Source organism: Lonepinella koalarum (genome assembly GCF_004565475.1).
Taxonomy (GTDB): domain Bacteria; phylum Pseudomonadota; class Gammaproteobacteria; order Enterobacterales; family Pasteurellaceae; genus Lonepinella; species Lonepinella koalarum.
On sequence record NZ_SRHX01000002.1, the window covers coordinates 75365 to 92156 of the forward strand.

Sequence of the window (16792 nt, forward strand, 5' to 3'; positions counted from 1 at the left end):
AATATGCTAACATTATCCCATTTGCATTTTGCCATTTTACAAGATGTAATTGTGCAAGATTTTAGCCTTGCATTACAACAGGGCGAAATCAAAACCCTGTTTGGGCCTAGCGGTTGTGGCAAAACCACCGTGTTACGGTTAGTGAGCGGTTTAGACAAACCCAAATCCGGCAAAATTATTAATCAATTCAACAAAATCGGCTTTCTATTTCAGGAAAATAGACTATTAAATAATCTAACCGCGGTGAAAAATATTGAAATTTTTATGCCAACCCCTGATCGTCAAAAAATTTACGCCCTAGCGGAAGAAATCGGCTTAACCCCAGCGGATTTAAATAAATATCCCACCGAACTCAGCGGCGGCATGGCAAAGCGTGTAGCATTTTTGCGTTTATTATTAAGCGATTGCGACTTAGCGTTATTAGATGAACCCTTTGTAGGTTTAGATCGGGATTTACGCCAGCGTTTAATCGCCTTGTTGCAACAACGCATTGAACAAAAAAATTTAGCTTGTTTATTAGTCACCCACGACCGCTTTGAAGCCGTGCGATTAAGCCACGAAATTTTATTATTATCAGAAAAAGGTATGCAAATTCAACAATCTATTATTCTCAACACGCCGCTTTCCTTGCGAGATAATCAGTATGAAGAAAAAACCGTGAAACAGTATTTTCAAGGAAGAGTATATTATGACTAGCCTGTTTTTCTTCGTTCATCTCGCCGTATTGGCGACCCTTTGGGAAAGCGTGAATTTTAGCCTTCGTTTAAGCACAATCGCCTTAAAAAACAGCCAACTTAAAAATCCACTTTTCATTCCCAATCTTATTTACCGCAATTTATTGCTGGTATTGCTATTTTTTTATGGCATAAGCTCCATCCTTTTGCCTGACAATGTCAGCGGTTTTCTTGCTGTCGGTATTGGTTGTTTGTTTATTGCCAATTTGAAAGAATTTCATCATCTTGAATTGCTCCGTTTCCCTTATCTTTCAATTTATTATCTTATTCAATTACTGGCAGGCGTGGGCTATCTTTATTTGGGGATTTGCCAAATTAGCCAGCAATCGGTGGCAGTGGCTCAATGGGTGATTTTGGGGTATTTGATTGGGTTGGTGGGGTTGTTTTTATTCTGGCGAATAGACACAAAAAGAGTAAAATTTTCACTGACGAAATAAATGAGTTGTGCTATGCTTGCCAGTCAAATCACCTTTATAGAGTAATGCAGAAAGTAGCCCAATGAAAAAACACCCATCCTTTATTCAGATGTATTCCCAGCTGATTGCCATTCCAACGATCAGCAGTATTGAAAAAAACGCCGATCAATCTAACCGCACTTTAATTGAGTTGTTGGCGAATTGGTTAAAGGATCTGGGTTTTAAAACGGAAATTCTACCTGTGGCGGGCAGTAATGACAAATATAATTTGTTGGCAACGATCGGCGAGGGCGAAGGCGGTTTATTATTGGCAGGGCATACGGACACCGTGCCATTTGACGAGGGACGTTGGACATTTGATCCCTTCAAATTAACAGAACAAGACGGCAAATTTTACGGCTTAGGCACGGCGGATATGAAAGGCTTTTTTGCCTTTGTTCTGGATGCGATTCAGCAGATTGATTTAACCAAATTAACCAAACCTTTACGCATTCTCGCCACGGCAGACGAAGAAACCACCATGCTTGGTACTCGCACCTTTATTCAGCATACCCATATTCGTCCTAATTGTGCCATTATTGGTGAGCCAACATCGTTACGCCCCGTGCGAGCCCACAAAGGGCATATTGGCAAGGGCTTACAAATTATTGGCAAATCAGGGCATTCTAGCGATCCTGAAAAAGGCGTGAATGCCATTGAAATTATGCACCAAGCCACGGGTTATTTAATGCAAATGCGTAATGAACTGAAAGAAAAATATCATCACGCGGATTTTGCCATTCCTTATCCTACAATGAATTTCGGCTCAATTCACGGTGGTGATGCGGTCAATCGGATTTGTGCTTGCTGTGAATTGCAATTTGATATACGCCCGTTGCCGGCTATGCAATTAGACGATTTAGAAACCATGTTACGAGAAAAGTTAGCACCGTTATTTGAACAATACGGTGACCGTTTAACCTTACGTCATTTACATGAGCCGATTCCGGGCTATGAATGTGAACATTCTGCTCAAGTGATACAGGTGGTGGAAAAATTGTTAGGGGAAAAGTGTGAAGTGGTGAATTATTGTACCGAAGCTCCCTTTATTCAACAGCTTTGCCCGACGTTAGTGCTCGGTCCGGGTTGCATTGAACAAGCACATCAGCCAGATGAATTTTTAGCAACAGAATTTATTCGACCGACTCGAGAATTGTTAACCAAGCTGATTGATTATTTCTGTCAAAAATGATAAATTAGAAATCGTTTAACAAATTTAGTATAAAATTGAATATAATTTAAATATAAAAATTATTTATTAAATTTATCACTAAATATTGTTGTTATATTTAAATTAATTCGTTATGTTCTCTATGCAAGCAGATTGCAAGAATTTACTCACTATAAATTATACTTGGAAGGAAGTTTCTTATGTCAAAAACTCAAGCTATTGCTAATGTATTTAAACTCATTGAAGAAAACGACATCAAATTCGTTTTACTTCGTTTCACCAACATTAAAGGCAAAGAACACGGTGTGTCATTGCCAGTCAGTGCAGTGGATGAAGATTTTTTCGAAGAAGGAAAAATGTTTGACGGTTCTTCGGTAGAAGGCTGGCGAGCGATTAACAAAGCGGATATGTTGTTAATGCCAATTGCGGAAAGTGCAGTGGTGGATCCATTTGCGCAAATTCCAACCCTATCTATTCGTTGTAGCATTTACGATCCAAACACCATGCAAACCTACGACCGTGATCCACGTTCTATTGCCATGCGTGCAGAACAATATATGCGTTCAACAGGCGTAGCGGACAATGTTATGTTCGGTCCAGAACCTGAATTCTTCTTATTTGATGATGTTCGTTTCTCTACCCAACCACACAAAGTATCTTATCAACTTGATGATATTGAAGCAGCGTGGAATACTGATCGCAAATATGAAGACGGCAACAACGCTTATCGCCCATTGAAAAAAGGTGGCTATTGTATCGTTGCCCCGATTGATACTGGACACGATATTCGTTCTGAGATGTGTTTATTATTAGAAGAAATGGGCTTAGTAGTGGAAGCACATCACCATGAAGTAGCTACTGCAAGCCAAAATGAAATTGCGACTAAATTTAATAGTTTAGTATTAAAAGCAGACGAAACCCAAATCTACAAATACATCGTGCAAAACGTGGCGTTAGAACATGGCAAAACCGCGTGCTTTATGCCAAAACCATTTGCAGGCGACAACGGTTCAGGTATGCATTGTAATATGTCATTAAGCAAAGATGGAAAAAACGTGTTCCAAGGCGATAAATACGCAGGACTTTCTGAAACTGCCCTTTACTACATCGGTGGTATCATTAAACACGCTAAAGCCTTAAATGCGTTTACTAACCCAACTACGAACTCATATAAACGTTTGGTACCGGGTTTTGAAGCACCAGTGTTATTAGCTTATTCTGCAAGTAACCGCTCTGCGTCTATTCGTATTCCAGCGGTTACTAGCCCAAAAGCCACACGTATAGAAGCTCGTTTCCCTGATCCAATGGCGAACCCGTATTTGTGTTTCTCTGCGTTATTAATGGCAGGTCTGGACGGGATTATCAATAAAATCCACCCGGGTGATGCTATGGATAAAAACCTTTACGATTTACCGCCAGAAGAGCTAAAAGAAATTCCAGCGGTATCAAGTTCCTTAGGCGAAGCCTTGGATAATTTGGAAAAAGACTATGAGTTTTTAACCAAAGGTGGTGTATTTACCAAAGACTTTATCGATACCTTTATCGGTTTGAAACGTAAGGAAGTAGAGCGTTTGAATATGACACCACATCCAGTGGAATTTGAAATGTATTATGCGTAATACGTAATTAGTCAAATTTTGTAGAGTGCGGATCGATCTGTCCTCCCGAGAAAAACAGGGTTAGGGATAATCCTGTTTTTTATTTTATAATAGGGATTTTCTAAATCATCTAATAAGGAAAAATTATGCAACATTCATCCGCATTAACCACAGCACTTCATCATCGTTCAATCCGGAAATTTAAGGATCAAGCTATTCCAGATGAATTGTTTAATCAATTAATTGAAGCCGGTAAAATGGCGAGTACATCAAGTTTTTTGCAATCAGTGAGTATTATTCGAGTCACTGATTTACATAAACGTCAGCAAATTCGAGAGATTTGTGGATCTGCTGGGGGAAAAGGACAAATGTATGTGCAAGAAAGTCCTGAATTTTTAGTGTTTTGTGTGGATACGCACCGTCATCAACAGCTTGTGCCAGAAGCTCAAACAGATTGGACTGAAATATTGTTAATCGGCGCCGTAGATGTGGGGATTATGGCGCAAAATATTTTATTGAGTGCCGAAAGTGAAGGATTAGGCGGTGTATATATTGGTAGTTTGCGCAATGATATTGCTCAAGTGACAGATATTTTGGCATTGCCGACAGGCGTGATTCCGTTGGTGGGATTATGCTTAGGTTATCCGGATCAGGAACCATTACAGCGCCCCCGTTTACCAACCTCACTTATATTGTCAGAAAACGCTTATCAAGTAGCAACGCAAACAGATTTAGCTATCTATAATGAGCAAGTCAAAGCCTATTATCTAGAACGTAATGGCAAGGTATTTAATTGGACAGAACAAGTACGAAATACGTTAGCTAAGCCGGTTCGTCCAGATATTTTGGCATTCTTACATAAGCAAGGGTTTGCCAAAAGATAAAAAGTAAAAGTGTGGTGAAAAATCACCACACTTTTAATATCATTAAATATCCAAATATTCTAGAATACTTTCTGCTGCATCACGTCCTTCGGCAATCGCTGTCACCACTAAATCAGATCCTCGGGTAATATCACCGCCGGCAAAGATTTTTGGATTGGCGGTTTGCTGTTTTAATTCGCCGTTGGATTTAATCCGACCACGATTATCCACTTCCACGCCGACTGCGGCTAACCAAGGCATTGCATGTGGAGCGAAACCGAATGCCACAATCACCGCATCACAAGAGATGATTTCTTCGCTGTTCGGAATAATTTCCGCACGTTGGCGACCGTTACTATCTGCGGCACCAAGCTTGGTTCTGACAATTTTAATCCCTGTCACTTTGCCTGATGCGTCTGTTTCAATAGCAACAGGATCGGCTTCAATTTCTACCGGTTGAGCGTTAAATTCGAAATCGACACCCTCTTCTTTAGCGTTATGATATTCTTTTTTCGAACCTGGCATATTGGCAGCATCACGGCGATACACACAGGTGACTTCTGATGCACCTTGACGAACGGATGTCCGCACGCAGTCCATAGCCGTATCACCACCACCCAGAACCACCACACGTTTACCCTGCATATTAACAAAATCAGGCGCATCAAAGCCGAGTAAATGTTGCGTATTGCCGATGAGAAATGGTAGGGCGGAATAAACGCCAGTGGCATTTTCATTGGGAATATCTGCTTTCATGCCTTGATAGGTGCCAACACCCAAGAATACCGTATCATATTGAGCTACTAAGTCATCCAATTTGATGTCTTTGCCAATTTCTACCCCTAAGTGGAATTTTACGCCTAATTCGGTGAACAACTCACGGCGGCGTGTCATTACGCTTTTTTCCAGTTTAAATGCTGGAATACCAAAAGTGAGCAAACCACCGATTTCTGGTTGGCGTTCGTAAATACTGACTTCTACACCATTACGAAGTAATACATCGGCACAACCTAAGCCAGCAGGTCCAGCACCGATAATCGCCACTTTTTTACCTGTTGGAACGGCATTAATGGTCGGTTTCCAGCCCATTTCAAAGGCCTTTTCAGTGATATATTTTTCCACATTACCAATGGTGACGGCACCAAATCCGTCATTTAAGGTACATGAACCCTCGCATAAGCGATCTTGTGGACAAACACGACCACAGACTTCTGGTAAGCTGTTGGTGGAATGGGCTAATTCTGCCGCTTCAATAATGCGTCCCTCATGGGCTAAACGTAGCCAGTTCGGGATATTATTATGTAATGGACATTTGTTTTGACAATAAGGATTGCCGCACTCCAAACAGCGATCCGCTTGAGATTGTGCTTGTGTATCGCTAAATACATTGTAAATTTCCACAAACTCGGTTTTTCTTACGTTAAGTGGAATTTTCGGGGGATCCACACGTTGCAAGTCGATAAATTGATAGACGTTTCCACGACCCATAGTTTATTCCTTCAAATCTTTAAAAACTTTTTCTTTTTCCACCGCACTTATTACTAAAAGAAAGCGCGGTGAAAATCCCACAATTTTATTAAATTTTTATTACTGAGCTAGCGCACCTAATTCATTCACAGTACGGCGTTTATGCCCTAATAAGGCATTAACATCATTGGCTTTCGGTTTCACTAACACAAATTGCGAAACATATTGTTCCCAGTTAGCCAAAATACGTTCACCAATACCGCTATGGGTTAATTCCACATGGCGAGAAATTAAGCCTCGTAAATGCTCTTGATGGGTTGGTAAATCCACAATGTTTAAACCCTCTACTAATTCAGGGTTAATCCGTTGTTTAAAACCACCATCTGTATCAAGTACATAAGCGAATCCACCGGTCATGCCGGCACCAAAGTTAATCCCCGTTTTGCCTAACACGGTGACGATACCGCCAGTCATATATTCACAACCGTTATCGCCGATACCCTCAACCACTGCGGATGCACCAGAGTTACGCACCGCAAAACGTTCGCCCGCACGTCCTGATGCAAATAATTCACCGCCAGTGGCACCATATAAACAAGTGTTGCCCGCAATGGTGGCATCTTCTGCCTTGAATGAAACACCTGCGTGCGGTTTGATCACAATACGACCGCCAGCCATCCCTTTACCCACATAGTCGTTAGTATCACCTGTTAAGGTTAGATTCACGCCACCTGCCAGCCATACCCCTAAACTTTGTCCAGCAGTACCCGTTAAATTAATATTAAATTCTTGCAATGGATTACCACGATTGCCGTAACGTGCTGCCAAAATACCAGAAAGCGTTGCACCAATAGAACGATCTAGGTTGCTCACGTCAAAATTCATTTCACTATTCAAGCCACTTTCTAACGCCTCTTGCGCTTGTTCTACAATCGCTTTGTTTAACAAACCTTTGTCAAATGGTGGATTGTGTTGCGTACAATATCTTGCACTGCCAGCTGGCACTTGTGGCGAATAGAGTAATTTAGTTAAATCTAAACCACGTTGTTTACCCGTATGACCATCAATAATTTCCAATAAATCGGTGCGACCGATTAAGTCGGTGAGTTTTTCTACGCCTAATTGGGCTAAAATCTCACGGACATCTTGTGCAATAAATTTAAAGTAATTCATGGCTTTTTCTGGCAAGCCAGTATAATGTTTACTGCGTAAGGTTTCGTCTTGCGTCGCAATACCTGTGGCACAGTTATTTAAGTGACAAATACGCAAGTATTTACAACCTAATGCCACCATTGGACCTGTACCGAAACCAAAACTTTCTGCCCCTAAAATGGCAGCTTTAACAATATCTAAACCTGTTTTTAAACCGCCATCCACTTGCAATCGCACTTTATGTCGCAAATTATTTTCCACTAACGCCTGTTGTGCTTCGGCTAAACCCAATTCCCACGGCGAACCTGCGTATTTAACGCTAGATAATGGACTTGCCCCCGTACCGCCGTCATAACCTGCAATGGTGATCAAATCGGCATAGGCTTTGGCTACACCAGTGGCAATTGTTCCCACACCCGGTAAAGACACCAATTTCACTGAAATTAACGCTTTCGGGTTAATTTGTTTGAGATCGAAAATTAATTGAGCCAAATCTTCAATGGAATAAATATCATGATGTGGCGGTGGTGAAATCAAGGTTGACCCCGGTACTGCATAGCGTAATTGTGCAATATAAGGGGTGACTTTATCCCCCGGTAATTGACCACCTTCACCCGGTTTTGCCCCTTGTGCCACTTTAATTTGAATCACTTCTGCACTCATTAAATAAGCGGGAGTGACACCGAAACGACCTGATGCCACCTGCTTGATTTTAGACACTTTTTCCGTGCCATAGCGTTTCGGATCTTCACCGCCCTCACCTGAATTTGAATAACCGCCTAAACGGTTCATTGCGGTGGCTAAGGCTTCGTGTGCTTCTGGACTTAATGCCCCAATAGACATAGCGGCACTGTCAAAACGTTTATATAGATTTTCTGCAGGCTCAACTTGTGCTATATCAATCGCATTACGTTGCTCTGTTTTGAGCTTTAACATATCACGAATGGTCGCCACAGGACGATGATTCACCGCATCACGATAGGCTTTGTATTGCTCATAATCACCGCTATTGACGGCTTTTTGTAAGTTCACCACCACATCTGGATTATAGGCGTGATATTCCCCTTGCGGTTTGAATTTCAAGAATCCGCCCATATCCAGCTCTTGACTTGGTCGCCATGCGCGTTTACGTAATTGACTAAGTTGCTGGTCAAAATCCGCAAAGCTGGCACCCTCAATTCGGCTAGTAATCCCCGGGAAACAAAGATCGGTAATTTCTGAACCCATTCCTACTAACTCAAATAATCTGGCACAACGATAAGATGAAATGGTAGAAATCCCCATTTTCGACATAATTTTGTACAAGCCTTTTTCAATTCCATAACGGAAATTTGCTGTCACTTCACGCAAGGATTTTTTGATTGCTCCCACTTTAATCATGTGTCCTAAAGTTTCATAGGCAAGGTACGGATAAATCGCGGTTGCACCCAAACCAATTAATACCGCAAAATGATGTGGGTTACGAGCCTCAGCAGTTTCCACTAAAATATTAGTATCACAACGTAAATTAGCCATTACCAGTTGATGTTGTAAAGCACCTACGGATAAGGCGGATGGAATTGGTTGACGATCTTTGGCAATATTGCGATCCGATACGATCAATAAAACGACATCATTTTTCACCGCAGTTTTGGCTTCTTCGCATAAATTTTCAATGGCTTGTTTTAAGCTTATTTCAGCTGGATTATAGGTCGCATCTAAAATATGGTGTTTATAGTATTCTTTCGGTAAATTCAGAATTTGCTGCATATCCGAATACACTAAGATTGGCGATTTAAAGCTAACACGATTACTCATACCCTCTGCTTCAAAGAATACGCTCATTTCACGCCCAATACTGGTGGTTAAACTCATTACGTGAGCCTCACGTAGTGGGTCAATAGGTGGATTAGTGACTTGAGCGAAATACTGTCGGAAATAGTCAAACAGCACACGTGGACGTTCAGATAGTACCGCAAATGGTGTATCATCTCCCATGGAGCCGACCGCTTCTTGACCATTTTCACCAAGAATACGTACTATATTTTCAATTTCTTCCGCATCGTATAGGAATTGTTTTTGATAAACGGCCAATTCTTGCTCGGTTAAGCTTGCCTCACCAATTTTATTGTCTGGCACGTCGCTAAACGGTACCAAGCGTTTTACATTTTTATCTAACCATTGACGATATGGATGTCTTGCACGCACTTCGTTATCAATTTCATTAGAATGGACTAAACGCCCTTTTTCGGTATCAATAACTAATAATTGCCCCGGTCCAACACGACCTTTTTCTACCACTTCATCAGGCGCATAATCCCAAATCCCTACTTCGGAGGCAATGGTAATTAAGCGATCTTCGGTAATCACATAACGGGCTGGGCGTAACCCATTACGATCAAGGTTACAGGCGGCGTAACGTCCATCTGATAATACGATCCCTGCTGGACCGTCCCAAGGTTCCATATGCATTGAGTTAAAATCATAGAAAGCACGTAAATCGTCGGTCATATCTGGGTTGTGCTGCCATGCTGGTGGAACAAGCAAACGCATGGCACGGAATAAGTCCATTCCACCACAGACAAACAACTCCAACATATTATCTAGTGAACTGGAATCCGAACCACTTTCATTGACGAACGGTGCGGCAGTTTGTAAATCCGGAATTAATGGCGTGCGATATTTATAACTTCTTGCTCTCGCCCAAGCACGGTTACCTGAAATGGTATTAATCTCACCATTATGGGCTAAATAGCGGAACGGTTGAGCCAATTTCCAACGAGGTTGGGTATTGGTGGAAAAACGTTGGTGAAACAAACAAATGGCAGATTGCATGCGTAGATCGGCTAAATCTGTATAGAATTTAGGCAAATCTTTCGGCATACACAAACCTTTATAAATCACGGTTTGATTGGAAAAACTACAAATATAAAAATCATTATGCTCAATGCGTTTTTCAATACGGCGACGAACAACGAATAAACGACGTTGTAAATCCTGCACACGCCAGCCGCTCGGGGCATTAATAAACACCTGTTTAATCGCTGGCATATCCGCTAAAGCGATAGAACCTAAAACTGATGGATTAGTTGGCACATCACGCCACGCCGCAATGCCTAGAGTTTCTTCAGTCAGCTCTTGGTTAATAATATCAATAAATTCGGCAATTAATTTTTCATCTTGGGGTAGAAAAATTTGACCAACGGCAAAGTTTTTGGCGAGTGAGAAACCGTTTTCCGTTGCCACATTGCGAAAAAAAGTTTCTGGCATTTGAATAGATAAACCGCAGCCATCGCCAGTTTTACCATCTGATAAGATAGCCCCACGATGTTGCATTCGAGATAAGCCTAAAATGGCATTACGTACGACTTTATGACTCTGCACACCGTCAATATTGGCGATCAGTCCAAAGCCGCAGTTTTCACGCACTTCACTGCGATCATATAGCGTTGTCATAGTTGTTTCCTGCAAGTAGAGTAAAAGTATAAATATGTAAAATCGTTTTAGCTAAAAAGAACAGTGGATTATACTGCGCTTGTCAGCATTGTTAATAAAATCACGATATAATATATCGTATTTTAAGGTAATGACGAAAGTAAATTATTTACCACTATCGCCGTAGTTGCCTAATACACGCGCACTTGGATCATTGACGTTACAACCTTCCCACGCTTTGTTCGGCATCCAGAAGTCTTTAATCCAAGCCGCTTGGTTCGGGTAGAACTGCTCAAAAATATCACGATAAAGCAGCGATTCTTTGGTGAACGGCGTAGCATAAGGATATTTATGTCGTGCATTTTCTACATCTTCGTTAGAATAACGGCTTTCCGCAAAGGCTTTTAAATGATCTACCATTGAATGTCCCACCGCATCACTAAATGCCGCTTTTTCACGATATAAAATGCTATCAGGTAAATAACCTTGCCCTTCAAAGGCTTTACGCAATAAATATTTACCTTTGTTATAAATATTGATTTTACGTTCAGGGTTAATGCTCATCGCATAATCTACAAAATCTGTATCTGCAAAAGGCACACGAGCTTCTAACGAGTTTGCCGCTAAACAACGATCCGCACGCAACACGTCATACATATAAAGCTCACGAATCCGCTTTTGTGCTTCCGCTTGGAACGCCGCTGGGCTAGGGGCGAAATCGGTGTATTTATAACCAAAAATTTCATCGCTCACTTCACCGGTTAATAGCACTTTCAAATCGGTATTTTCCCGAATGTGTTTACAGACTAAATACATGCCGATACTGGCACGAATAGTGGTAATATCCCAAGTTTCTAAATGCCAGATCACGTTTTCCAATGCAGCTAAGACATCTTCTTTAGTCATAATCACTTCGGTATGTTCCGTGCCTAAGAAATCCGCCACTTCTTTGGCGTATTTCAAATCAATCGGATCAGTTTCCATCCCCACCGCAAAGGTTTTAATCGGTTTCGCCGAATGTTTTTGTGCAATAGAGCAAACTAACGAAGAATCCAAGCCTCCGCTTAATAAAAAGCCCAATGGTGCATCCGCATTTAAACGTTTAATCACAGCGGTTTCTAATTTTTCGTGTAAATTTTTTGCGATGGTATCCACATCGTGATCTACCATGACTTTGGGATCCGCAATATCGTTATAACAAACAAATTCACCGTTGCGATAATAATGTCCCGGCGGAAATGGCATCACATCACGGCAAAAAGAAACCAAGGCTTTGGCTTCAGAAGCAAAAGCAATACCGCCTGTTTGTTGGTGATAACCATAGAACATTGGTCGAATTCCGATGGGATCACGTCCCGCAAAAATTTCGCCAGTGTTGCTATCAACTAACACCAAAGCAAATTCCGCATCTAACATTTTCATCATCACATCAATGCCAACACGTTGATATAATGGAATTAATACTTCACAATCACTACCAGAATGGAATGGATAAGTGCTTTCTAACATCGCTTTCAATTCAGCATAGTTATACACTTCACCGTTACAGATCAATTCAACACCATTATGTTTAAAAGGTTGATTACCGTTATTGGTTAAATCCATAATTGACAAACGATGAAACCCCCAAATTCCAGTAGGTTCAATAGTTAAACTTTGATTGTCTGGTCCGCGATGAAAAATATTGTCATAACCACGCTTAAACGCATCATCAATGCTTCCCGAAGAAGAAAAAATAAATCCACACATAAAAAATCCTTATTTTTAATATAAAAAAGTGTTGTGAGTAAAATAGGGTGTCGTAAAGTAGAAATTAACGTAATATTGATTTTAGATCTAAAATTACTTTATGCAAAAATTTTATATTGTGAATATAAATTTAAATTAATTTTGTTAAATAAAATTTAATATATAAGGCATTTTTATAAAAATTATCTAATTTAATTTTGGGTTTTCTTGATTTTTCTGTGTTTATTTACCTTTTTACAGTCAATCTTATACAGAAGAAGATGGTAATTGCTTTTTTTTAGAAAATATTTAATAAAACAATGAAATTATTAAATAACAACAATTCTTATTTATATTTATAGCAAAAATATCATAAAAAGATTGTTTTATGCTCAATTTTTTTGCATATTCTATTCAGTCTGATAGACAAACAAAATAATTACAAACATTATTTATTTAAAAAGGAAACATTATGTCAAACACAGTAAACTCATTAGAAGACTTTTTAGCTTACGTTGCACAGCGTGACGGTCATCAACCTGAATTTTTACAAGCAGTGCGTGAGGTATTTACCTCTATTTGGTCTTTTATTGAAAAAAATCCAAAATACCGTTCACAAGCGTTATTAGAACGTTTAGTTGAACCTGAACGTGCATTCCAATTTCGTGTGGCATGGACAGATGACAAAGGTCAAACCCAAGTCAACCGTGCTTTCCGTGTGCAGTTCAATAGTGCGATTGGTCCATTTAAAGGCGGTATGCGTTTTCACCCGTCAGTTAACTTATCTATCCTAAAATTCTTAGGTTTTGAACAAATCTTCAAAAATGCCTTAACCACCTTGCCAATGGGCGGGGCGAAAGGTGGTTCCGACTTCGATCCAAAAGGTAAATCTGATGCGGAAGTGATGCGTTTCTGCCAAGCATTAATTGCAGAATTATATCGTCATATTGGTCCAGATACTGATGTGCCAGCAGGCGACATTGGTGTAGGTGGTCGTGAAGTGGGCTATCTTGCTGGTTATATGAAAAAATTATCTAACCAAGCTGCTTGTGTATTCACAGGTCGTGGGCTTTCCTTTGGTGGGAGCTTAATTCGCCCTGAAGCCACAGGTTATGGCTTAGTTTATTTTGCACAAGCCATGTTAGCGGAAAAAGGTCAATCTTTCCAAGGTAAAACCGTTTCAGTTTCAGGTTCAGGTAATGTTGCGCAATATGCGATTGAAAAAGCGTTACAACTTGGTGCAAAAGTGGTTACCTGTTCAGATTCATCGGGCTATGTTTATGATAAAGACGGTTTCACCGCAGAAAAATTAGCGGCCTTAATCGAAATTAAAGAAGTGAAACGTGGTCGTGTGAAAGATTATGCAGAACAATTCGGCTTAGAATATCATGCGGATGAACGTCCTTGGGATGTAAAAGTCGATATTGCGTTACCTTGTGCAACTCAAAATGAAATAGAATTAGCGGATGCACAAAAACTCATTGCCAATGGCGTACAATTAGTGGCTGAGGGTGCCAATATGCCAACCACCATTGAAGCGACCGATGCGTTTTTAGCGGCGGATGTATTATTTGGACCGGGTAAAGCGGCTAATGCCGGTGGGGTAGCAACGTCTGGTTTAGAGATGGCTCAAGGTTCACAACGTTTATACTGGAGCCGTGAAGAAGTGGATGCCAAATTACACAGTATTATGTTAGATATTCATGCCAACTGTAAAAAATATGGTTCAGGTGAGGGCAAAAATATTAACTATGTGGTGGGTGCAAACGTGGCTGGTTTTGTGAAAGTCGCTGATGCCATGTTGGCACAAGGTGTGTATTAATTTTTTACTGCTTTGACTAAAATAGAATAGGGCGGATTGAATGGATTCGCCTTATTTTTTGTTTTGCGGGCTTTGATCGTATCTAGTTTGATACTGCTTTATTTTTCCCAACAAAAACAGTATGCTATTAAGCTAATTTTTGCTTAAAGAAGTATCAATATGTTAAACCAACAAATCTCTCAAATTATCGCTGATGAACTCAATGTTCGTCCGCAACAAATTCTGGCTGCGATTCAGTTAGTGGATGATGGCAATACCATTCCTTTTATTGCTCGCTATCGTAAAGAAGTCACAGGTGGCTTAGACGATACCCAGTTACGCCATTTTGAAACCCGTTTAATTTATTTGCGTGAATTGGAAGATCGCCGTCAGACGATTCTGAAATCCATTGAAGAACAAGGCAAACTCACCGCTGAACTGCAACAAAAAATTCAACAAACCCAAAGCAAAACCGAACTCGAAGATCTCTATCTCCCTTACAAACCGAAACGCCGCACCAAAGGACAAATTGCCATTGAAGCAGGTCTTGAGCCGTTGGCGGATTTATTATGGTTGCAACCTCATCACGATCCCGATAGCACAGCAGAAACCTTTGTGAATGCCGAAAAAGGTGTGGCGGATAGTAAAGCGGCGTTAGACGGTGCGAAATATATTTTAATGGAACGCTTTGCCGAAGATGCACAATTATTGGCAAAAGTCCGTCAATATTTACAACAAAGTGCGGTGTTAATTTCCAAAGTTTTTGCGGGAAAAGAAACGGACGGGGCAAAATTCCAAGATTATTTCGATCATCAAGAACCGTTAAAAAATGTACCCTCACACCGTGCTTTAGCCATGTTGCGTGGACGTAATGAGGGTTTTCTGCAACTGAGTCTTAACGCCGATCCTGACGCAGCAGAAGGCAGTCGTTCAAGCTATTGTGAAGAAATTATTCGTGAGCATTTGGGGGTGCGTTTTAATGCGCAACCTGCGGATAAATGGCGTGAGCAAGTGATTGCATGGACATGGAAAATTAAACTGGCGTTACATTTAGAAACGGAATTAATGGGGGCGTTACGTGAAAAAGCAGAACAGGAAGCGATTGATGTTTTTGCCCGAAATTTAACCGCACTTTTAATGGCAGCCCCTGCTGGAGCGAAAAATACCATGGGACTTGACCCAGGTTTACGCACGGGGGTGAAAGTCGCCGTGGTGGATAATACAGGAAAATTACTCGATACTGCCACGATTTATCCACATACAGGGCAAACGGAAACCGCTTTGGTAACGTTGTTTAAATTGATTAAAACTCATCATGTCGAATTAATTGCGATTGGTAACGGGACGGCATCACGTGAAACAGAACGTTTTGCCAAGGAAGTGATTAAACAAATTCCGCAAAATACACCGCAGATTGTGGTCGTCAGTGAAGCTGGGGCATCGGTTTATTCTGCTTCTGAACTGGCGGCACAAGAATTTCCGAATTTAGATGTATCTTTACGTGGAGCGGTATCCATAGCTCGCCGTTTGCAAGATCCGCTGGCGGAGCTAGTGAAAATTGAACCAAAAGCCATTGGGGTGGGGCAATATCAACATGATGTGAATCAATCCCAACTGGCTCGTAAACTTGATGCGGTGGTAGAAGACTGTGTCAATGCCGTCGGAGTGGATTTAAATACCGCTTCATCGGCTTTATTGGCTCGTGTCGCTGGCATGAGTAAAACGCTTGCCCAAAATATCGTGGCTTATCGTGATGAGAACGGACGTTTTAACAGTCGCACTGAATTGAAAAAAGTCCCCCGTTTAGGACCAAAAGCCTTTGAGCAATGTGCAGGTTTTATGCGAATTAATCAGAGCAAAAATCCCCTTGATGCGTCAGGTGTTCATCCCGAAGCTTATGCGGTGGTGGAAAAAATTTTACAAGCCACAGAACAATCCATTCAAGAATTAATGGGTAATGCGTCGGCGATTCGTCAGCTTGAAGCAAAACAATTCACTGATGAACAATTTGGTTTGCCTACGGTAATGGATATTTTTAAAGAGCTAGAAAAACCGGGACGCGATCCACGGGGTGAATTTAAAACAGCGACCTTTATGGACGGTGTGGAAGACATCACGGATTTGCAAGCGGGTATGATTTTAGAGGGAACCATTACTAACGTGACCAATTTCGGAGCATTTGTGGATATTGGTGTGCATCAAGATGGCTTAGTACATATTTCATCGTTGGCGGATAAATTTGTTGAAGATCCCCATCAAGTAGTGAAAACGGGCGATGTGGTGAAAGTCAAAGTGCTGGAAGTGGACGTGGCGCGTAAACGGATTGCGTTAACTATGCGATTAGAGGAAAGTGCGGTGAAAAAAGAGCAAAAATTTGACCGCAGTTGTGAACGAAATTCATCACCCAAA

Annotated in this window: 9 protein-coding genes and 1 pseudogene; 7 read left to right on the top strand and 3 right to left on the bottom strand. The window is 41.0% G+C overall.

Annotated elements, in window-relative coordinates; all coding sequences use genetic code 11:
• Nucleotides 1-3 precede the first annotated feature (3 nt).
• From E0709_RS03075 to nfsA, 5 genes are all read left to right on the top strand, one after another.
• Entirely contained in the window at nt 4-696 is a 693-nt protein-coding gene (locus E0709_RS03075; protein WP_132301669.1) for an ATP-binding cassette domain-containing protein, read from the top strand.
• The gene (locus tag E0709_RS03080) at nt 689-1171 is read left to right on the top strand and encodes a hypothetical protein (protein ID WP_132301667.1); all 483 of its coding nucleotides are present in this window, start codon (nt 689-691) and stop codon (nt 1169-1171) included. The genes E0709_RS03075 and E0709_RS03080 overlap by 8 nt, the downstream gene beginning before the upstream one ends.
• 61 nt (nt 1172-1232) lie before the next feature.
• Complete coding sequence (argE, locus tag E0709_RS03085) at nt 1233-2381, top strand: acetylornithine deacetylase (RefSeq protein ID WP_132301665.1); 1149 nt, start codon at nt 1233-1235, stop codon at nt 2379-2381.
• 179 nt (nt 2382-2560) lie between these two features.
• Nucleotides 2561-3979: a type I glutamate--ammonia ligase gene (gene glnA, locus E0709_RS03090; RefSeq protein WP_132301663.1), complete on the top strand. Its 1419-nt coding sequence runs from the start codon at nt 2561-2563 to the stop codon at nt 3977-3979.
• A 125-nt stretch (nt 3980-4104) separates the two neighbouring features.
• Nucleotides 4105-4842, top strand: a complete 738-nt coding sequence (gene nfsA / locus E0709_RS03095; protein ID WP_132301661.1) for an oxygen-insensitive NADPH nitroreductase — start codon at nt 4105-4107, stop codon at nt 4840-4842.
• A 42-nt stretch (nt 4843-4884) separates the two neighbouring features.
• Here nfsA and E0709_RS03100 read toward each other — a convergent pair whose 3' ends face one another.
• The 3 genes from E0709_RS03100 to asnB form a co-directional block, all read right to left on the bottom strand.
• Nucleotides 4885-6309: an FAD-dependent oxidoreductase gene (locus E0709_RS03100; protein WP_132301659.1), complete on the bottom strand. Its 1425-nt coding sequence runs from the start codon at nt 6307-6309 to the stop codon at nt 4885-4887.
• A gap of 99 nt (nt 6310-6408) precedes the next feature.
• Nucleotides 6409-10875, bottom strand: a complete 4467-nt coding sequence (gene gltB, locus E0709_RS03105) for a glutamate synthase large subunit (protein ID WP_132301657.1) — start codon at nt 10873-10875, stop codon at nt 6409-6411.
• A 144-nt stretch (nt 10876-11019) separates the two neighbouring features.
• Entirely contained in the window at nt 11020-12603 is a 1584-nt protein-coding gene (gene asnB, locus E0709_RS03110) for an asparagine synthase B (protein ID WP_132301655.1), read from the bottom strand.
• A gap of 451 nt (nt 12604-13054) precedes the next feature.
• Here asnB and gdhA point away from each other — a divergent pair, with 451 nt between their 5' ends.
• A complete protein-coding gene (gene gdhA, locus E0709_RS03115; RefSeq protein ID WP_132301653.1) occupies nt 13055-14404 on the top strand; it encodes an NADP-specific glutamate dehydrogenase in 1350 nt (449 codons plus the stop codon).
• Between the two features lie 159 nt (nt 14405-14563).
• Nucleotides 14564-16766: pseudogene (locus E0709_RS03120) on the top strand (Tex family protein); the annotation flags it as partial.
• Nucleotides 16767-16792 lie beyond the last annotated feature (26 nt).

Coding starts and splice junctions, on each gene's coding strand:
- nfsA (WP_132301661.1), top strand. CDS start 4,105: ATGCAACATTCATCCGCATTAACCACAGCACTTCATCATCGTTCAATC.
- gdhA (WP_132301653.1), top strand. CDS start 13,055: ATGTCAAACACAGTAAACTCATTAGAAGACTTTTTAGCTTACGTTGCA.
- asnB (WP_132301655.1), bottom strand. CDS start 12,603: ATGTGTGGATTTATTTTTTCTTCTTCGGGAAGCATTGATGATGCGTTT.
- argE (WP_132301665.1), top strand. CDS start 1,233: ATGAAAAAACACCCATCCTTTATTCAGATGTATTCCCAGCTGATTGCC.
- E0709_RS03100 (WP_132301659.1), bottom strand. CDS start 6,309: ATGGGTCGTGGAAACGTCTATCAATTTATCGACTTGCAACGTGTGGAT.
- E0709_RS03080 (WP_132301667.1), top strand. CDS start 689: ATGACTAGCCTGTTTTTCTTCGTTCATCTCGCCGTATTGGCGACCCTT.
- E0709_RS03075 (WP_132301669.1), top strand. CDS start 4: ATGCTAACATTATCCCATTTGCATTTTGCCATTTTACAAGATGTAATT.
- gltB (WP_132301657.1), bottom strand. CDS start 10,875: ATGACAACGCTATATGATCGCAGTGAAGTGCGTGAAAACTGCGGCTTT.
- glnA (WP_132301663.1), top strand. CDS start 2,561: ATGTCAAAAACTCAAGCTATTGCTAATGTATTTAAACTCATTGAAGAA.